The following is a 17071-nucleotide window of genomic DNA, read 5'->3' on the forward strand; positions in this document are numbered from 1 at the left end:
GCCCGTCATCGCCGCTGCGCGACTGCGGGCGTTACGGGCGGACCTTCACATCAACACAGGGTATGATGCGGGTTTTCAGTGTCACTTTAAGCTGCGCCGTCCAACCGTTTCATCACCGTGTCCATCGCTCTTGCGTGGGCGCTTTCCAGCAGCGGCTTGCATTTGTGGAATGTCGTGCGCGACGGGTTGAGAACGCACATCCAGCCCATCCAGCCATAAACAGGGTGGGGCATGATCGTGTCGAGCGTGGCAAAATTCCATGGGCCTTCGATGATTTCGCCTTTGGCTGGGCGCGCTGGTACGTCGCCGAACATGGCTTCGAAAGCATCTGCGCCCGGACCGAAATCGATGCGGAACACACCTTCACGGTCGAGGCCGGAGGCGCGGTCTTCGTCGCTGTTCTTTTCCATGACGGAGGCAAAATACGTATCCGACGGCATCTCGCTATCGGGATTGACGAAATAGCTCGTCTCGCTTTTTTCGGATTTCGGTATGACATGGGCGAAATGTTCGCTCAGCCATTCGGCAATTTGTTCGGGTGTCATGCGGTCGTCTCCAAAATGGCCAGCGCCTCGGCGGGGTCGATACGCCCGTCGTAAAGTGCGCGGCCTGTAATTGCGCCGTTCAGCTTTGCAGCGTCAGGCTTGGTCATGCGGCGAATGTCGTCCAGCGAGGCAAGGCCACCGGATGCGATAACGGGAATGCTTGTCGCTTCCGCCAGCGCAATCGTGCTGTCCCAGTTGATACCGGCCAACACTCCGTCGCGGTCGATGTCTGTATATATGATTGCAGCCGCTCCTGCATCCTCGAATCGTGCAGCCATATCGAACACGGTGAGGTCGGATGTTTCCGCCCAACCTTCCACCGCCACGCGCCCGCCCTTGGCGTCGATACCGACTGCTACCTTGCCCGGAAATTTCCGGCAAGCTTCGCGCACCAGATCAGGATCGCGCACGGCGATGGTGCCGAGAATGACGCGGGAGATACCGCGGTCGAGCCAGCTTTCGATATGCGCCAGCGTGCGGATACCACCGCCCAGTTGCACCGGATTTTTCGTAGCCGCGATGATGGCATCCACCGCTGCGCCATTCACTGCTTCTCCGGCGAACGCGCCATCAAGGTCAACAACGTGCAGCCACTTGAACCCTTGGTCCTCAAAAGCCTTCGCCTGCGCACCGGGGTCGGTGTTGTAAACGGTGGCCTGCGCCATGTCGCCGAGCTTCAGCCGAACGCATTCGCCGCCTTTAAGATCGATAGCGGGATAGAGGATCATCGACATATTAGGGTGCCCACGCGAGAAAATTGGCGATAAGAGCAAGACCAAGCGTCTGGCTTTTTTCAGGGTGGAACTGCGTACCGGCCATGTTGTCCTTGGCGATTAAGGCTGGCCATTCGCCGCCGTGGTTCGTTGTGGCGATGATCGTGTCATCGTCGCCATCCACGAGTGCGTAGGAATGCACGAAATAGGCGTGAAGGTCCGGCGCGATACCGTTTAGCAGCGCGTGGTCGCGGTGGCGGTTCAGCTCGTTCCAGCCGATCTGCGGAATTTTAAGTGACGGGTCGGAAGGCTCCATCAGCGCGATGTCACCCTTGATCCAACCGAGACCGGGGGTGATGCTTTTCTCCAGCCCACGTTCTGCCATCAACTGCATGCCGACGCAGATACCGAGAAACGGAACGCCACCATCGCGCACCCGTTCTTGCAAAACGTCCACCATGCCCGGCACAGCATCAAGGCCCGCGCGACAATCGGCATAGGCACCCACTCCAGGCAGCACGATGCGGTCCGCACGGCGCACGGTGTCGGCGTCTGCGGTGAGCACGATAGCCTCGTCGGTTCCGCCTTCGCGGGCAGCGCGTTCAAAGGCCTTCGTGGCAGAGCGCAAATTGCCCGAACCGTAATCAATGATTGCGGTGGTCATGCTGTCACCGCCCGCCCGTAGATCGATTGCGTGGCTATGTTGGTCATGCGTCCGAAATGGCGGGCGAGAGCTTCTTCAGGATCATGGCCTTCTGCCACACCGGCAAAAGCCCAACCATCACGCTCCAGTGCATTGCGGCGCAGTTGATGGCCTTCGAGCAGAAGGTACAGCCCTGGCAATCCGCCTAGCAAAAATGCGGCGGGCGCAGCAGGTGTTGTCATGAGTGCAAAGCCGGTTACCGCCACGAGCAGATAGACAACCAACGGCCACCACAGCTTGTGAAACGCCAGCCAGAATGGCGGCGCGATCAATGCCCACGGCGCTTTGGTCTCGGGAATGGCAACAGCCTCCCAAACTTCGCCACCCCCGGAATCAGAAGAAGGCGGAATGTGGATCGTGTGGATCATGGTGCCTTACGCGGTCAGCGTGCCTTTGGTGGAAGGCAGCGCGCCATCCAGCCGTGGGTCGGTTTCCAACGCCACGCGCAGCACACGAGCGACGGCCTTGAAGCAGGTCTCCGCGATGTGGTGCGAATTCGCGCCGCGCAGATTATCGACATGCAGCGTCAGCCGCGCGTTTTGCGCCAGTGCCTGAAAGAATTCGCGCACCAGCTCGGTATCGAATGTGCCGATTTGTTGCGCCGTAAAATCTACATCGAACACCAGGAACGGACGACCGGACACATCGACAGCTGCGCGCGTGAGCGCTTCGTCCATCGCCAGATCGAGCGAGGCGTAACGGCGAATGCCTGCGCGGTCGCCCAGCGCTTTGTCGATGGCTTGACCAAGCGCGATGCCGCAATCTTCCACCGTGTGGTGATCGTCGATGTGCAAATCGCCCTGCGCCTCCAGCGAAATATCAATCAACGAATGGCGCGCCAGTTGGTCCACCATGTGATCGAAAAAGCCCACGCCAGTGGCCGAACGGCAAGCACCGGTACCGTCCAGATCGACGGATGCCATGATCTTGGTCTCGTTCGTTTTGCGCTCGATAGAAGCTGTGCGGGCCATGGTTTATGCCGAAGTTTCTTGCGGGATTGCGCCGTTACTACCAAGGCCACCATTTTCGCGCAATTGCATTCGCCTTTTGCGCGCTTACATGGTGAAGCAATGAAGAGACGAACGGAGAATTTCCCGTGGCACACGAAAACGAAAGCTGGCTGCCGAAGGTGCACGCCACCACCATCATCATGGTGCGAAAGGGCGGGCAGGTCGTGCTCGCCGGTGACGGTCAGGCCTCCATGGGGCAGACCGTGATGAAATCAAACTCCAAAAAAGTCCGCCGTATCGGCAAAGACGGTAAAGTCATCGCTGGTTTTGCCGGATCGACAGCAGACGCCTTCACCCTGTTGGAGCGACTGGAAGGTAAGCTGGAACAATATCCCGGCCAGCTCATGCGCGCTTCCGTTGAATTGGCGAAAGACTGGCGCACCGACCGCTACCTGCGAAAACTCGAAGCCATGATGTTGGTGGCCGATAAAGAAGTCTCGCTCTGCCTTACCGGTGTGGGTGATGTATTCGAACCGGAACATGGCGTCATGGCTATCGGCTCCGGCGGCAATTACGCGCTGGCCGCCGCCCGCGCACTTTACGACACGGATGCCGACGCCGAGACCATCGCCCGCAAGGCCATGACCATCGCTGCCGACATCTGCGTTTACACGAACCACAATCTCGTCGTCGAAACGATGGACGAGAAATAAGACCGTGAGCGGTGAAGATATCAAGAACGAGATTACCCTCACCGCCACGCAATTGGGCGAGGCGGCACGGCGCGGGTTGATCGAACCAGCTCAATGCGATGCGCTGGTTCAATTCGCCGTTGAACCCGTTCCTATCGCTGAACCGCTTGCTCTTGAAACCACCGATAGCGAAGAACCCTTCCGCCTCGTTGGCGGTGGGAACGATGTCTTCGTCGCGCTCGGTATCTTGCTTCTTATGGCAGGTGTCTGGCCCGCCATTTCAAGCTGGATGCCGGACCTCGTAACCTCCTGCGCGGTGATGGCAGTCTTTCTCTGGGGGCTGGCAGAAATTGTCACACGTCAACGCCGCATGAAACTCTCCAGCCTCGTTATCGCCATTGCGTTCACCACTGCTGTCATCACCGGATTGGTGTCGTGGATCGCCACAAACGTAGATTTCATCGAAGCGCAAAATCCGCTTCAGGCGCTTGATCTGCGGGACCAGATCCGTGGCGTTGCCCTCATGGGTATTGGCGCAACCGCATTTGCCGCGCTCGCGTGGTTTGCCCGCTTCCGCGTCCCCATCATGACCGCCGTTCTGGTCGTTACCGCGCTGGCATTCGTCGCCACCGGCATCGCCAATGGCGTCGTTGATGGCATCCTGTCGTGGCGCACGCCTGTGGCGAATGAGGCCGACGCCGTTGCACTGGGCAAAAGCCTGCTCTGGGTTCCTCTCGTCATGGGGCTCGTGGTCTTTGCCATCGGCGTGTTTCTCGATCTGAAGGACCGCCACCGCGACACGCTGTTGTCCGACTGCGCGTTTTGGATGCACGTTATTTCCGCGCCGCTCATCGTTCATCCGTTATTTGTGCTGGCAACCGGCACCATGCCGTTTTTCGCCAACATCATGCCGGTAGAATCCAGCGGCGGGGATACATCAGCGACCATTACATTGCTGATCCTTGTGGCCGTCTTTTTCTACACCGCGCTGGCTATTGACCGCCGCTCATTGCTGGTCCCGGCGCTGGGTTATTTCGCCACCGTAGGCGTCGTCTCGCTGGTGCAGGCGACTGCCAGCACGACCGGCGTTCCCACCTTCGCAGTGGTGCTGGCGCTAGTCGGCATCCTAGTCATCACCTTCGGTGCGGGCTGGCAAAAAATTCGCGCTGCCACCATAGCAACCACCTTGCCGAAAGCCATCCTCAACCGCCTCCCGCCCATCGGAACAAAGGTCGCATAACGCCGGCTGTCGCAATCGCAATTCATCGCCCTATGTAAAGCCAAAGCTGGCTGTAGTGCCGCAAGACTGACAGGACTTTCATGACCACATTTTCTCCCCGCGAAATCGTTTCCGAACTCGACCGTTTCATCATCGGCCAGAACGATGCCAAGCGTGCCGTGGCCGTTGCCATGCGCAACCGCTGGCGCCGTCAGCAGTTGGAATCGCCCATGCGCGAAGAGGTGATGCCGAAGAACATTTTGATGATCGGTCCCACCGGCGTCGGCAAAACGGAAATCTCCCGCCGCCTGGCAAAACTCGCTGGCGCGCCCTTCATCAAGATCGAAGCGACCAAGTTCACCGAGGTCGGCTATGTCGGCCGCGATGTGGAATCGATCATCCGTGACCTCGTGGAAATTGGCATCGGTTTGGTCCGCGAAAAGAAGCGTGAGCAAGTGAAGGCCAAGGCTCACATAGCCGCAGAAGACCGCGTGCTCGACGCGCTGGTTGGTTCCACCGCCAGCCCATCCACCCGCGCTTCCTTCATGAAGAAGCTGCGAGAGGGCGAGTTGGATGAGAAGGAAATCGAAGTCGAAGTGGCCGACACCGGCGCACCCGGCGGCTTCGAAATTCCCGGCATGCCCCCCGGCCAAGGCGGCATGATCGACCTCGGCGAGATCATGTCCAAGATGGGCGGTAAGAAAACCAAGAAGCGCAAGACCACGGTGAAGGAAAGCTACGAACTTCTCATCGCCGAAGAAAGCGACAAGCTTCTGGATGACGAACAAGTCGTCGCCGAAGCGCTGGAATCCGTGCAGAACGACGCCATCGTTTTCCTCGACGAGATCGACAAGATCGCCGTGTCGGAAAACGTGCGCGGCGGTTCCGTTTCCCGCGAAGGCGTGCAGCGCGATTTGCTGCCGCTGGTGGAAGGCACCACAGTCGCCACGAAATATGGGCCCGTAAAAACCGACCACATTCTCTTTGTGGCGTCCGGCGCATTCCATGTTGCCAAACCCTCCGATCTGCTGCCCGAATTGCAGGGCCGTTTGCCCATCCGCGTGGAACTGCGCGCGCTGACGAAAGACGATTTCGTGCGCATTCTTACCGAGACGGAAGCTAGCCTGATCAAGCAGTATATCGCGCTTCTCGGCACCGAGGATATGACGGTGGAATTCACCGAAGATGCCATCGACGCGCTGGCCGATATTGCGGTGGAACTGAACTCCTCCGTCGAAAACATCGGCGCCCGTCGTTTGCAAACGGTGATGGAGAAGGTCCTCGATGAGGTCTCCTTCGAAGCACCCGACAGATCCGGCGACACGGTGACCGTGGACGCTGAATTTGTGCGCAAAAATGTCGGCGAACTCGCCGCCGACACCGATCTGTCGCGCTACATTTTATAGGCGCTATTTTGGGCCGGGTTCGCCTTCAGGCGGCCGGTCCAGAATGGTTTCGATCTCAGTCATGACGCTGTTCGGCAGCGGGCCGAACTCAAGCGCTCCGGCATTTTCACTCGCTTGTTCTGGCGTGCGGGCACCGGGCACGGGCACAATGTTCGGCCCCTTTGCGAGCAACCAGCACAGCGCACCCTGGGTGATGGTCCGACCATCGCTCATCAGCAATTCGCGCACAGCTTCTAGCTGCGCCATGAACTTTTCCGACGGCACGCCTTTGTCGAAATAGCCCTGCCAATTGGCGTCCTGTGTCCGAACATCTTTCCCGCCGATACGCTGGCCTGCACTGAACTTTCCTGTCAGCAAACCCATCGCCAGCGGCGAGCGGATCATCTGAATGAGGTCTCCAGTCGCCGCGCTTTCGTTGATGCTTGGCACATCGAGAAACACGTTCATCGCGTGTTGAATGGCGACAAAATTCTGCCGTCCCGCCATAGCGTCGACACTGTCGGGAAAATCCGTGCTCCAGCCATATTTGGCGATCAATCCGCGTTCGACCAACCCCTCAAGGGTGTCGAACACGCGGTTTGCTTTGGCATTATCCAGCACGTTGATATGCAGCAGCATGAGATCAATCGTATCGCGCTGCAGGCGCTTGCGGCTTGCTTCGATTGAAGACGTGATGTGATCGGCATCCAGTTTTGCAGTTAGAAGAATCCGGTTTTGGCTATCCAGCTCATGCCCGAACTTGGACACGATGAAAGCCTCCTTGCGGTTACCCAACACGTCGCCCAGCAGCGTTTCGGAATGACCGGTGCCATAGGCTTGCGCGGTGTCGAACACACGGACACCTGCATCCCATGATGCTTCGATGGTGGCTTTGGACTCCGCGTCATCCGTTTCGCCCCAACCTGCTGGTGAGCCATTCATAGAAAACGGCCCACCGATGGCCCAACAGCCCATTCCAATTCGGGGTACTTCATGTCCGGCGATGTGGGTGGTTTCTGGTGAATTGGTCATGTCGGGCCTCTCTATCTGTAAGGCGCAGTAGGTTCCGCGCTTGCCAAAATCCTAACCGCAGGCGACCTTGCACGGAACGACACGAAACGAATGGATCGTTTCATGAATGAAAAGATAGGTGAATTTACCATCCCACCAAACTGGGATGACTTCGCAGCTTTCCTCTCGATCTGCGAAGCTGGCGGTTTGTCCGCTGCCGCCCGCGCTACGGGCTCCAGTCCCGCTACATTGGGGCGTCGTATGCGGGCGTTGGAGCGATCATTGGGGCGCGAGCTCTTCATTCGCCGCACCCATGGTTATGATCTTACCGATGACGGCCAAAAACTGCGTCGCGATCTTCAGCCGGTGGCCGACAGGCTCACCCAGCTTACCACCAGCCCGGCACAGCGGGGATTGCCCTTGGTCAAAATCGGCGCAGGCACCTGGACCATGTGGGCGTTGTCGGTTTCGATCCGTCACCTCACTGGCGATCCGCCGGACGTTCTGTTGCGCCTTGAAGCGGGCGAAGCCGTTCGCTCCATCGCGCGTCGCGAGATCACTATCGGCATTCGCAATGCCCGGCCCACGGAGGTCGGTGTTGCGGGTCGTAAACTGCGGCAGGTGGAGTTTGCCGCTTACGCCAAAAACAACGCCCCTGAACGCTGGATCAAAGTTGCAGCCGAGACACCATCGGCCCTTTATGTTGGTAAACGGTCCGGTTCCGAAATCGCCTGCGAAGTCTCCAACCCGCGCCTTGCGCTGGACCTTGCTTTGGCAGGTGTCGGCCAAGCGGTTCTGCCGACATTTGTAGGCGATGCACATAAGTCGCTGCAGCGGCGTGATGAACCAATTGCGGAGCTGACCCATGCCAGCTGGCTCGTCACCCATGATGATGACCGCAGATTGCCGGAGGTTCGCCGCGTGCTGGACCGGATTGCGTCACTCGACGCTTCACGCGACCGCACCACGCTGGCATAGTCATCTCAGGGGCCGCGTTCACTCCCGAAGTTGGGCTGTTAGTGAAGAAGGGGAGACTTGCAAATGCTGGAAGCTTTTGGCTCCGCCGCGTGGAATTTTCTGTCGGGTAACGCCACCCCCACCGCCTATCTCGTCCATGCCGGTATGCTTTGCTATGCGGGCGGTTTGCTGCTCACAAACCAAGTGTGGTTGCGGTTGTTGCTGCTCGCAGGCGCGGCTTTCGATCTCGCCTATTTCACCTTCCATCCGGAAACTCCGTTATGGGATGCGATCTTCGCCTCCAGCGTTATCGGCACCGCCAACATCATAGGCCTTGTGTCCATCGCCATGGATAGATTGCCGTTCTTTCTGCGCGAAAACCGCGATGTGCTCGATGCGCTAGATGAAATCTCACCCGGCATGATCCAGCCCGGCGAGGTGCGCCGCCTTATGAAAGGGTTGGAAATCGAAGAAGCCGAGCAAGAGGTGATGGTCACTCGCTTTGGTAAAATTCCAGACTCTTTCTTCCTCCTGCTAGATGGTCGCGCCACGGTGGGCGGACCAGACAGTGACATCGTGGCTACCGGCCCCTGCTTTATCGCGGAGATCGCTTTCATCACCGAGGGTGTGGCGTCCGCTGATGTGATGATCCAACCCGGCACGCGCTACGTGCGCTGGCCACGCGTTACGATCACCCGCCGTATGGTCAAGCATGCCTCTCTCGACCGTGCGTTACGCGCGCTCATCTCTTACGATCTGGCCGCGAAGCTTGCTGGCACTGTGCCGAAGCTTGCAGGTCAACAATCTCCTGACACCACCGGCTCTTTCCCCGGCGACAACCCCTTGGCATAGTCTTCTCATGTTTCGTGCTCTTCTCCTTTCACTCGCCCTTTCCCTGTCGGTTCCAGCCGCTTCATCAATCGCGGTGGCGCAGACGGTTGTTCCTCCTGGCAACAATTCCAGCACACAGCCGAAGATTCCGGCCGGGTCCGTCAAGCGCAGCCGTGCGCTGGGTTACGAGGCTAAATACACCAAGATCCGCAATCTCATCGCGCGTGACTCCAAACTGCGCGGCAAGATCAAGAAGGCGGCTGCCACTTTCGGCATCGACCCGATCCACATCGTCGGCGCGCTGGTGGGCGAGCACACTTATAATGTCGACGCCAAAGACCGGCTGCAGAGCTACTATGTGAAGGCGCTGGCCTATCTCGGCCAAGACCTTTCCTTCGGTCACAAGGGCACGTCGATCACCAAACTGGTCGGCCAACCGGCCTTCGCCAAATGCAAATCCCAACGCTCATCCTATCCGTATTGGACCTGCATCGAGAATGTCTGGGACAGCCAATATCGCGGCAAATCCATCGCCGGTAAACGCTGGCCGAATGATCGTCTCGGTCGTGTTTTCTTCCAGCCCTTTTATGCCGGTCAGACATTCGGTCTTGGCCAGTTGAACCCGCTCACCGCGTTGAAGGCCAACGATCTGGTGCGCAGCCGTATTCCGCGTGAACCAAAACTCTCCGTGCGCCGTGCACCGGAAATCTACAACACGATCATGGAACCGGATTCCACGCTCAACTACATGGCCGCCGTGATCCGCCATGCTATCGATTCCTACCGCAGCGTGGCGGGCTTCGACATTTCGCGTAACCCGGGCATCACCGCGACGCTTTACAATCTGGGCAACGTCCCAAGACGCGCGAACACTTTGCGGGTCAACAACGCCAAGCGAAAGGCCGCCGGTAAGAAACCACTTCTGCCGCGCGAAAATTACTACGGCTGGTTGGTGAATGAAAAAGAGGCTGACCTGAGGTCTATTTTGTAAGTGGGCACGACTTTACCTCGACCCGCCTTTCAGCGTCCGAACGAGGAGTAAGGTGTCGCCGTTTGCCTTTGGCAAACGAAAGCGACCCCGTAAAAAATGAGCCAGCGGGACGAAGAAGTCTGCCGTTAGCCTGTAGTTCTCAGGCGAAAAAGGCATGACACCTTCGCCCCGCTCGATCCTGCTGCGGATGTGTCTCAACACCATTCCCGTCACCTCCCCGAACATGAAACTTGCGCTTCATCGGCCTTGCCTTCGGCCCGCCATTGCTGACGCTCGACGTCCGGTCCCGAAGCTGTTGTGGCAGCCCTGCCGGTGCGACATAGAGCTCCGCCCGCTTGCGTCCGTTAAGCGCGCGCGACGGAAGGATCGCCTCCACGCAACGATCAGGACGGTCCGGACCGTCGGCTCATGCGCGAAAGAGTGGATAGGATAAGGGAGGTGGGGAGTGCGGGGAGAGAATATAGCACGATATCCAGACCATTCGCCTTACGAATGTCTGCTTGGAGCCCGAAGCGCCGGGCGTATGCATATCAGACTTCTAGCTCGACACAGTTCGTTACCGTCAACATACTGTGAGGCAAGGTACAATTGGTCGGTTGGAATAAATCATGGCTGGTGAGACAAACTTGGGTGAGTTGATAAGATCACTATCGGCCATTCTGGTCGACGGAGTGTTTGTTTTCGTAACAGTCCAACCAGGCCAAGCACCTAAAGACATAGCACCTCGTATGGTCTTCGAAGAAGCAGAGGGCACAACCCTTATCTTGCTGAAATCAGACGCAGAAGCATACTCATTGCCGTATGAGTTTCCTTGCAGAATGATTACGCTGAATATTCATTCTTCGTTGGAGGCGGTGGGATTCATGGCTCTGATCGCGTCGGAACTGGCGAAACATGACATGGGTGTAAATCCCGTGTCCGGCTTCTTCCACGACCACCTTTTTGTGCCGGAAGGTCGTGAGGATGATGCAATGATCGTTCTACAGAACATGGCCTCAGGCTAATCGTTAGACAATCAATCGCTAAGCCCGCATTGCTGACCCACGTTCATTCATCCAGCACTGCCAACACCGCGTCCAACTGCTTGTCCGACAGCTCCCCTAGCTCCCTCGCCATCCGGTTCGCAACCAGCGTGGCTTTGGGTGATGCCTCACTGGTGTCCACGGTCACCTTTGGATGCGAAAGCGCAGCTGCTTGTTGCAATGCCTCCGCTTCATCCCAAATAATGTTGAAATAACCGGTGATGGATTGCAGCAGCGGCCATGATGGCTGCCCGCGTTTGCCATGTTCCAAAGCGGACAGGTAGGCCTGACTGACACCAATGGCCTCGGCCATATCCTGTTGCGTCACGCCGCGTTCGCGACGGAGCCTGCGCAAATATTCGCCAAACGGTGTCATCGGGTACGAGAGTGGGGAACGCGGGCGCGGGGTTTGCGAACGCGGACATACATCGCGCCCTCGCCGCCGTGGGAGGCGTGGGCGGGGCGGGTGCCGTTCACGAGACTGCGAAATTGCGGCAAGTCCAGCCATTGCGGCACGTTACGACGCAGCACGCCCGTGCCTTCATTGCCCTTGCCGGTGATGACGAGCACGATCCGGTCATCGGCCTGCTGCGCCATTTGCAGGAAATCCAGCAGCGCAAAACGGGCGCGATCCTGCGTCATACCGTGCAGGTCGATGCGGGAATCGACGGATAGACGACCCTTGCCGAGCTTCTTGTAAACCGGCTCTTCGATGGGGTGGGAAACGAAACCGCTAGCCTGTTTTGCCACGGTTTGCTTGTGCGGTGCAGCCGGTGTGTTGCCGACAGGTGGCCTATAGCGGCGGGGTGTTTGAAAGCTGTTTCCGGTGGTTCCCGCCTGGCCCATCAGCGCCTCCATATCCGCGCGCAACTGGTCGCCACGCTTGGCGTCCATCGGCTCGGTGGTTTGCGCGACAAGGTGCCAAAGCTGGCGGTCTTCCAGCGTGAACGGTGGTTTGGGAGGGCGGCTCATGATGGCACCACTTTGGGCATCAACACCGTCATGGCAAGGGGATGGCGCACCCGCCCTGCGATCAATCCCGCCGCATCGCCGGACCCGGTGAAAATGTCGCCGCGCACAGCACCGGTGATGGCGGAGCCGGTATCCTGCGCCACCATCAACCGCGCCAACGGGCTGGTGTCGCCGGGCAACGGCTCGGTGGAGTTGATGAAAACGGGCGTGTGAAATGTGTGAAGCAACCGGTCCACAGCCATGGATCGCCTCGGCGTCAACTGCACTTTCGCAGCAGCAATCTGCCCCAGTGACGGATCGGTCGTGTTGTCATCGCTGAACGCAAAGAAGATGAACGAGCGGTTTTGCCGCAGCAGGGTTTTCGCATCTTCCGGGTTCGTCCGCATCCAATCCGCCAGTTTGTCAGCGGTCATGGTGGCAGGGTCGATACCGTCACGGGCGCAAAGCAGTTTGGCAATAGATGTGTAAGCGTGGCCGGACTTCGCCGCATAGGTGATGCGTCGTGTGGTGCCGTCGCTCATCGCCAGCCGCGCCGCACCCTGCACGTTAATAAAGAACGCATCGACGGGATCACGCAGCCAGACCATCTCCAGCCCTTGCCCGTCCAGCGCCCCATCCATCACTGCCGCGCGGTCGGGTGCTTCGACAAGACCATCGGCAGTGAGGCGACCGTAGCGAATATCTGGCGACCAGCTTTCCGGCCGGTTCGCATCGTCGACATCCACCAACCAATCGGGGCGGGTATAAAGCGGATGGGCAAATTCAGCGCTTGGCGTCAGGGAAGCCTCGACAACCGGCTCGAAAAATCCGGTGAGCAACCCCTCGCCTTCAATATGGTGAGGCGTGAAATAATGCTCGAAAAATTGTCGCGCCTGTTCAGAAGACTCAACTTCCGCCGCCAAGGCCAACGCACCAACAGCAGCCAGCGCCGCACCATCCGCCCCCAATTTTCGCGTAGTAGGCGGCTTCTCCACCATCCGCCGCGCACTTCGGCAAAAGGTCTCGAAGGCGGCCAGGTGATCGTCCGCAGCCCAGCCGTCGAGAGCATCGAATTCAAGACATCTAAGTTGACCAGTCATACGTCACCAGCCTCGCCTCAAGGCACCAACAGGAGCGAATAGCGACCGCCGCCTATGCGGCGCCCCCGCGGAGCGATTGGCGCAGCCAATCTGCGTGAGCGCAAACCAAACAGACGCTACGCGTCCGTTGCGACCAACTTCCAATTGGGATCACGAGATTTGACCGGACGGGCAAACGTCCAGACGTCCGTGACTTCGGCCACTTCCTGCAGATCGCCTTCGATCACTTCATCGGAACTGTCGAGCGTGGCTGAGATCATTTCGCTGACGAAGCGCACCGTGATTTGTGCTTCATCGCGCAGCACTTCAGCGCCTTCGATCACAGCCTTGTCGATACCAACGAAGCTCGCGTTGACCTTCTCGCCACGCTCGGAACGCTCGTCGATGACGGTGGCAAAGCTCTCATAGACTTCGCGGGACAACAGATTTTCCAACGTGCGTTTGTCGCCATCGGCAAAGCCGGTCACGATCATTTCGTAAGCCATGCGTCCGCCCTGTAGAAACTCTTCAGGGTCGAAGCCAGGATCGCGGGAGTGGATGGCCAGCAGGCCGCGTTCCAGCGATTTGTCTTTACCGGCCAACTTTCCGATGCGTTTGCGCGCAGCTTCACCGGCATCTTCTTCAGCGTCCGGCGCATTGGCACGTTTTGCGCCGGGCAACGTCACCACGTTATCGGCAGCCTCATTGGGGTCGTTTGTGTAGGGATCATATGGCGGCTTCTCGATGCCGTTGCGGGTGCCAAGAACGCTGCGCAGCTTCCAGAACAGAAAAACTGCAGCGAGCAAGGGCAAAAGGGTAAACAGATCCATGGTGACCGACATTTCCGTAAAGGTGAGTGACAGCCCGGCGTGATGCGAAAAATTGCCGGGTGCGCTTGCGAACGTACAAGCATCGTTGCTTCAGCATATAGGACGAACGCGCAACAGGTTCAAACGTCGCAAGGCCGAAGAGCGAAATCAGCCGCCCCTGTTTTAACGCCGCGCGCACCCCTATGTATAAAAGGTTCAAACGGAGACTGCCATGCCGCTCGCCATTCTACCGCTGATGTTGCTTATCATACCGATTGTCGAGATCGGAGCGTTCATCGCCATTGGTGGACAGATCGGTATTCTTCCCACGCTGGCCGGTATTTTGATCACCGCGATCATCGGCACGTATTTTCTGCGAAAACAGGGCTTGGGTCTGTTGGCCGAGGCGCAGGCAGAAACGCAGGCCGGGCGTATTCCTGCAAAAGCGCTGGGCGATGGTGTACTGTTGCTCGTGGCCGGTATTTTGTTGCTGACGCCGGGTTTCGTCACCGATGTCATCGGCTTTTTGTTGTTTGTGCCGCCGGTGCGCGCTGCAATCCGCAAATTTGTGGCCGCCCGCGTTACCGTGGTGGCCGCGCAGCAGGCGGGCTTCGACCCATCGGCCTTTGGGCAAGGTGGTTTTGGAGAGTCACGACCACGTCCGCCGCATGGGCAGAATATGGGCGATGGGCCGGTGATCGATCTTGATGCTGACGACTACGATGTGGCTGACGACAAGCCTTCCAAGCCTAACCCCAATTCACCGTGGAGAGACGGCTGAACCCTCTAACCGCTTGCTTCCTTGAAGCGCCTCGCGCCGCGTGTTAACCGGCCCCTTCCAAATATTGACCACGATGCCGGTCTTCTCCGGCAATCTCATTTTCCAGACAATAATCCAACGGAGACGACCCTATGGCCAAGAAGCCGACCGAGAACGAAGCAGCCGAAGGCGCAGCAGCAACCGAAGCCAATGGCGCAGCTCCATCCCTCAACGTGCTGGCCCAGTACATCAAGGATCTGTCCTTTGAAAACCCGAAGGCTCCGCACAGCCTGCGCCCGCGTGAAAACGCACCGCAGATCGACATCAACATCAACGTGAACGCCAACCCGCTGTCGGAAACCGATTTTGAGGTCGAGTTGAAACTGGATGCAACTGCCGGTGAAGGCGAAGACTCTATGTTCGCCGTTGAGCTGACCTATGGCGGCGTCTTCCGTCTGCAGAACATGCCCGAAGAAGCGGTGGCTCCTGCCATCCTTATCGAGTGCCCGCGCCTGCTGTTTCCCTTCGCACGCCAGATCATCGCAGACGCCACCCGCAACGGCGGCTTCCCGCCATTGATGATCGACCCCGTCGACTTCGCAGCCCTGTTCCAGCAGCGCATGGCCGAAGAGCAGATCAAACAAAAAATGGATAGCTGAAGCTATCCGTTTTTTGCTTTTGGTTGGCGCTCACGCAGATTGGCTTCGCCAATCGCTCCGCGGGGGCGCCGCAGCTAGCGTCGGGCGGGCATGCCCGCCTTTGCCAGATCAGGGTTTGGTGGTCATGCTATGAATTGAGAGGGGTGGCTTTGGCTGCCCCTTTTTCTTGGGGCATCACTCTCACCTCACCCCGCTGTCATCCCCGCGCAGGCGGGGACCCACTTCTCTATAAAATGATGAAGCAACGGCTGAATGGGATAGAGCTACATCGGCATACCATCCCAAACTCTGGAGCTCGCTGACGAGTGGATCCCCGCCTGCGCGGGGATGACAATGGGGGTGGGGTTACCGAGCCTTCCTAGCCCGTTCCATCACGAGCACCGTCTCATCATGGAATGTTGCATCACCACGCACCGTAAAACCCACTTTCTCCGCTACTCTGCGTGAGGCGTGGTGTTCGGGGTCGAACATGCAAACCGTCGTGTCGCTTTCGATATTCTCATCGGCCCACGTCACGATGCGCATCATAACCTCAGTGGCTAGTCCTCGCCCGTGGGCTGATGGTGCGAACACCCAACCCGCTTCCGGTAATCCTTCGAAGGATGGTATGACGGCCCGGCGGTGTTCGGCAAAGCCCGCGATGCCTAAAAACTCGTCGCTTGCTTTGTCGCGAACGACCCAGAATCCAAAACCCATGACTTGCCAGTGGCCGATCTTCCGCAGCAAGCGTGCCCAGCATTCGTCACGGGTGAAGGGGCGTTTGGCGATGAAGCGGGTGACTGTTTCGTCGCCCCACAGGGCTGTGCAATCGTCGAAATCTGATGCGATGGGTGCACGTAAAATCGTGCGCCCGGTGGTCAGGACGGGAATGTCCTCCGATCGCATCGGGCGTTATTCGCCTTCTTGGGTCTCGACGGGTTCAGGCTGCACCACATCCTCGAACTTCGGGCCGCCTTTGGCGACGCCCACCATGGCGGCGCGCAACACGCGTTCGCCGATGCGGTAGCCTTCCTGCACCACTTGGGCGACGGAGTTGTTGGGCAGTTCGGGATTTGGAATTTCAAACATCGCCTGATGGAAATTCGGGTCGAACTTCTCGCCGGTGGGGTCGAATTTCTCGATTTTTGCGTTGTTCATCGCCTTGAGAAGCTCGCGCTCGGTGAGCTCCACACCTTCGATCAGCGCCTTGAACTCGTCGGACCCGCTGTCGCGCTTATCGTCCGGCACGGCCTGAATGGCGCGTTGAAGATTGTCGCCGACACCCAGCAAATCGCGGGCGAAGTTTGCCACAGCATAGGAGCGTGCTTCGGTGATTTCGCGCGCGGTGCGTTTGCGCAGGTTGTCCATCTCGGCGACGGTCCGCAGAGTGCGATCCTTCAACTCTTCGTTTTCCGCTTTCAGCTTGTCGAGGATCGACAAAATCTGTTCGGGATCGTTGGGATCAGCGGCGCGTTCGCGTCGGGGCGTCGGGTTCGCTTCTTCCTCGGCATTGGCCGCATCCAGTTCAGCCTGCTCCTCAGCTTCCAACCGTGCTTCGTCGGCTTCGACATCGTCGAAAAATTCGTCCTCGGGGCGGCCACTCATGGTCATGGGAAGTCCTTACGATAGGAAAGGCAGATAGCGTCGAATGCAGCAGTGCATATCGGGAATGCGTAAAGGAAAATCAAGTCACACCGTCAACGCAGCAATGGATTATTGATTGCTAACCGGAGCGAAGAGCGACCGGCCGGTCAGGCCGCGCCCCTTTTGATCAATAATGGCAGCGAAGGGCGTAGCCCGACAGCGTGAGTGCAA

Annotated in this window: 21 protein-coding genes; 9 read left to right on the forward strand and 12 right to left on the reverse strand. The window is 58.5% G+C overall.

Translation table 11 applies throughout. The features are described 5' to 3' along the window. Positions 1-86 precede the first annotated feature (86 nt). Genes R2A130_RS07425 through hisB form a run of 5 tightly spaced genes read right to left on the reverse strand, consistent with a single transcriptional unit; the run spans position 87 to position 2932 of the window. Positions 87-545 carry a DUF6194 family protein gene (locus R2A130_RS07425; RefSeq protein WP_009464413.1) on the reverse strand — a complete coding sequence of 153 codons (459 nt, stop codon included), beginning with the start codon at positions 543-545 and terminating at the stop codon, positions 87-89. Further along, on the reverse strand, positions 542-1273 hold the full coding sequence (gene hisA, locus R2A130_RS07430; protein WP_040305422.1) for a 1-(5-phosphoribosyl)-5-[(5-phosphoribosylamino)methylideneamino]imidazole-4-carboxamide isomerase: 732 nt from the start codon (positions 1271-1273) through the stop codon (positions 542-544). Before hisA ends, R2A130_RS07425 begins: the two co-directional genes overlap by 4 nt. 7 nt (positions 1274-1280) lie before the next feature. Beyond that, the gene (gene hisH / locus R2A130_RS07435; protein ID WP_009464415.1) at positions 1281-1922 is read right to left on the reverse strand and encodes an imidazole glycerol phosphate synthase subunit HisH; all 642 of its coding nucleotides are present in this window, start codon (positions 1920-1922) and stop codon (positions 1281-1283) included. Continuing rightward, positions 1919-2329 carry a DUF2628 domain-containing protein gene (locus R2A130_RS07440; protein WP_009464416.1) on the reverse strand — a complete coding sequence of 137 codons (411 nt, stop codon included), beginning with the start codon at positions 2327-2329 and terminating at the stop codon, positions 1919-1921. The genes hisH and R2A130_RS07440 overlap by 4 nt, the downstream gene beginning before the upstream one ends. Positions 2330-2335: 6 nt before the next feature. After that, positions 2336-2932 carry an imidazoleglycerol-phosphate dehydratase HisB gene (gene hisB / locus R2A130_RS07445; RefSeq protein ID WP_009464417.1) on the reverse strand — a complete coding sequence of 199 codons (597 nt, stop codon included), beginning with the start codon at positions 2930-2932 and terminating at the stop codon, positions 2336-2338. 125 nt (positions 2933-3057) lie between these two features. Here hisB and hslV point away from each other — a divergent pair, with 125 nt between their 5' ends. The 3 genes from hslV (at position 3058) to hslU (ending at position 6228) form a co-directional block, all read left to right on the forward strand. Then, the gene (hslV, locus tag R2A130_RS07450; RefSeq protein ID WP_009464418.1) at positions 3058-3624 is read left to right on the forward strand and encodes an ATP-dependent protease subunit HslV; all 567 of its coding nucleotides are present in this window, start codon (positions 3058-3060) and stop codon (positions 3622-3624) included. Between the two features lie 4 nt (positions 3625-3628). Further along, positions 3629-4843 carry a hypothetical protein gene (locus tag R2A130_RS07455; RefSeq protein WP_009464419.1) on the forward strand — a complete coding sequence of 405 codons (1215 nt, stop codon included), beginning with the start codon at positions 3629-3631 and terminating at the stop codon, positions 4841-4843. Between the two features lie 80 nt (positions 4844-4923). Then, on the forward strand, positions 4924-6228 hold the full coding sequence (hslU, locus tag R2A130_RS07460; RefSeq protein WP_009464420.1) for an ATP-dependent protease ATPase subunit HslU: 1305 nt from the start codon (positions 4924-4926) through the stop codon (positions 6226-6228). Between the two features lie 3 nt (positions 6229-6231). On the opposite strand, the gene R2A130_RS07465 is transcribed toward hslU, so the two are convergent. Continuing rightward, on the reverse strand, positions 6232-7239 hold the full coding sequence (locus tag R2A130_RS07465) for an aldo/keto reductase (protein ID WP_009464421.1): 1008 nt from the start codon (positions 7237-7239) through the stop codon (positions 6232-6234). Between the two features lie 102 nt (positions 7240-7341). Here R2A130_RS07465 and R2A130_RS07470 point away from each other — a divergent pair, with 102 nt between their 5' ends. From R2A130_RS07470 to R2A130_RS07490, 4 genes are all read left to right on the forward strand, one after another. Continuing rightward, complete coding sequence (locus R2A130_RS07470; protein ID WP_156798434.1) at positions 7342-8196, forward strand: LysR family transcriptional regulator; 855 nt, start codon at positions 7342-7344, stop codon at positions 8194-8196. 63 nt (positions 8197-8259) lie between these two features. Further along, the gene (locus R2A130_RS07475; RefSeq protein ID WP_009464423.1) at positions 8260-9027 is read left to right on the forward strand and encodes a cyclic nucleotide-binding domain-containing protein; all 768 of its coding nucleotides are present in this window, start codon (positions 8260-8262) and stop codon (positions 9025-9027) included. 7 nt (positions 9028-9034) lie between these two features. After that, positions 9035-9997 carry a DUF1402 family protein gene (locus tag R2A130_RS07480; RefSeq protein WP_009464424.1) on the forward strand — a complete coding sequence of 321 codons (963 nt, stop codon included), beginning with the start codon at positions 9035-9037 and terminating at the stop codon, positions 9995-9997. Positions 9998-10605: 608 nt separating this feature from the next. Continuing rightward, positions 10606-11001, forward strand: coding sequence for an ACT domain-containing protein (locus R2A130_RS07490; protein WP_009464425.1), 396 nt, complete (start codon positions 10606-10608; stop codon positions 10999-11001). 43 nt (positions 11002-11044) lie between these two features. Here the strand turns inward: R2A130_RS07490 and R2A130_RS07495 are convergent, their stop codons facing one another. From R2A130_RS07495 to R2A130_RS07510, 4 genes are all read right to left on the reverse strand, one after another. Beyond that, positions 11045-11395 carry a helix-turn-helix domain-containing protein gene (locus R2A130_RS07495; RefSeq protein WP_009464426.1) on the reverse strand — a complete coding sequence of 117 codons (351 nt, stop codon included), beginning with the start codon at positions 11393-11395 and terminating at the stop codon, positions 11045-11047. Beyond that, positions 11392-11991 (reverse strand): Smr/MutS family protein, encoded by a 600-nt coding sequence (locus tag R2A130_RS07500; RefSeq protein WP_009464427.1) that lies wholly within the window; start codon positions 11989-11991, stop codon positions 11392-11394. Before R2A130_RS07500 ends, R2A130_RS07495 begins: the two co-directional genes overlap by 4 nt. After that, positions 11988-13070, reverse strand: coding sequence for a murein transglycosylase A (locus R2A130_RS07505; RefSeq protein ID WP_009464428.1), 1083 nt, complete (start codon positions 13068-13070; stop codon positions 11988-11990). Before R2A130_RS07505 ends, R2A130_RS07500 begins: the two co-directional genes overlap by 4 nt. 116 nt (positions 13071-13186) lie before the next feature. Next, the gene (locus R2A130_RS07510; RefSeq protein WP_009464429.1) at positions 13187-13879 is read right to left on the reverse strand and encodes a Tim44/TimA family putative adaptor protein; all 693 of its coding nucleotides are present in this window, start codon (positions 13877-13879) and stop codon (positions 13187-13189) included. Between the two features lie 211 nt (positions 13880-14090). Between R2A130_RS07510 and R2A130_RS07515 the strand changes: the two genes are divergently transcribed. Continuing rightward, positions 14091-14639 (forward strand): FxsA family protein, encoded by a 549-nt coding sequence (locus R2A130_RS07515; RefSeq protein ID WP_009464430.1) that lies wholly within the window; start codon positions 14091-14093, stop codon positions 14637-14639. Between the two features lie 131 nt (positions 14640-14770). Beyond that, complete coding sequence (gene secB, locus R2A130_RS07520; protein WP_009464432.1) at positions 14771-15277, forward strand: protein-export chaperone SecB; 507 nt, start codon at positions 14771-14773, stop codon at positions 15275-15277. A 345-nt stretch (positions 15278-15622) separates the two neighbouring features. Here secB and R2A130_RS07525 read toward each other — a convergent pair whose 3' ends face one another. Next, positions 15623-16162: a GNAT family N-acetyltransferase gene (locus tag R2A130_RS07525; protein ID WP_009464433.1), complete on the reverse strand. Its 540-nt coding sequence runs from the start codon at positions 16160-16162 to the stop codon at positions 15623-15625. Positions 16163-16168: 6 nt separating this feature from the next. Then, a complete protein-coding gene (gene grpE / locus R2A130_RS07530; protein ID WP_156798435.1) occupies positions 16169-16861 on the reverse strand; it encodes a nucleotide exchange factor GrpE in 693 nt (230 codons plus the stop codon). Positions 16862-17071 lie beyond the last annotated feature (210 nt).

Source organism: Ahrensia sp. R2A130, from assembly GCF_000179775.1.
Classification (GTDB): Bacteria; Pseudomonadota; Alphaproteobacteria; order Rhizobiales; family Rhizobiaceae; genus Pseudahrensia.

Coding starts and splice junctions, on each gene's coding strand:
- hisB (WP_009464417.1), bottom strand. CDS start 2,932: ATGGCCCGCACAGCTTCTATCGAGCGCAAAACGAACGAGACCAAGATC.
- grpE (WP_156798435.1), bottom strand. CDS start 16,861: ATGAGTGGCCGCCCCGAGGACGAATTTTTCGACGATGTCGAAGCCGAC.
- secB (WP_009464432.1), top strand. CDS start 14,771: ATGGCCAAGAAGCCGACCGAGAACGAAGCAGCCGAAGGCGCAGCAGCA.
- R2A130_RS07465 (WP_009464421.1), bottom strand. CDS start 7,239: ATGACCAATTCACCAGAAACCACCCACATCGCCGGACATGAAGTACCC.
- R2A130_RS07425 (WP_009464413.1), bottom strand. CDS start 545: ATGACACCCGAACAAATTGCCGAATGGCTGAGCGAACATTTCGCCCAT.
- R2A130_RS07515 (WP_009464430.1), top strand. CDS start 14,091: ATGCCGCTCGCCATTCTACCGCTGATGTTGCTTATCATACCGATTGTC.
- R2A130_RS07495 (WP_009464426.1), bottom strand. CDS start 11,395: ATGACACCGTTTGGCGAATATTTGCGCAGGCTCCGTCGCGAACGCGGC.
- R2A130_RS07470 (WP_156798434.1), top strand. CDS start 7,342: ATGAATGAAAAGATAGGTGAATTTACCATCCCACCAAACTGGGATGAC.
- R2A130_RS07475 (WP_009464423.1), top strand. CDS start 8,260: ATGCTGGAAGCTTTTGGCTCCGCCGCGTGGAATTTTCTGTCGGGTAAC.
- R2A130_RS07505 (WP_009464428.1), bottom strand. CDS start 13,070: ATGACTGGTCAACTTAGATGTCTTGAATTCGATGCTCTCGACGGCTGG.
- R2A130_RS07490 (WP_009464425.1), top strand. CDS start 10,606: ATGGCTGGTGAGACAAACTTGGGTGAGTTGATAAGATCACTATCGGCC.
- R2A130_RS07525 (WP_009464433.1), bottom strand. CDS start 16,162: ATGCGATCGGAGGACATTCCCGTCCTGACCACCGGGCGCACGATTTTA.
- hisA (WP_040305422.1), bottom strand. CDS start 1,273: ATGATCCTCTATCCCGCTATCGATCTTAAAGGCGGCGAATGCGTTCGG.
- R2A130_RS07510 (WP_009464429.1), bottom strand. CDS start 13,879: ATGGATCTGTTTACCCTTTTGCCCTTGCTCGCTGCAGTTTTTCTGTTC.
- R2A130_RS07480 (WP_009464424.1), top strand. CDS start 9,035: ATGTTTCGTGCTCTTCTCCTTTCACTCGCCCTTTCCCTGTCGGTTCCA.
- R2A130_RS07440 (WP_009464416.1), bottom strand. CDS start 2,329: ATGATCCACACGATCCACATTCCGCCTTCTTCTGATTCCGGGGGTGGC.
- R2A130_RS07500 (WP_009464427.1), bottom strand. CDS start 11,991: ATGAGCCGCCCTCCCAAACCACCGTTCACGCTGGAAGACCGCCAGCTT.
- hisH (WP_009464415.1), bottom strand. CDS start 1,922: ATGACCACCGCAATCATTGATTACGGTTCGGGCAATTTGCGCTCTGCC.
- hslU (WP_009464420.1), top strand. CDS start 4,924: ATGACCACATTTTCTCCCCGCGAAATCGTTTCCGAACTCGACCGTTTC.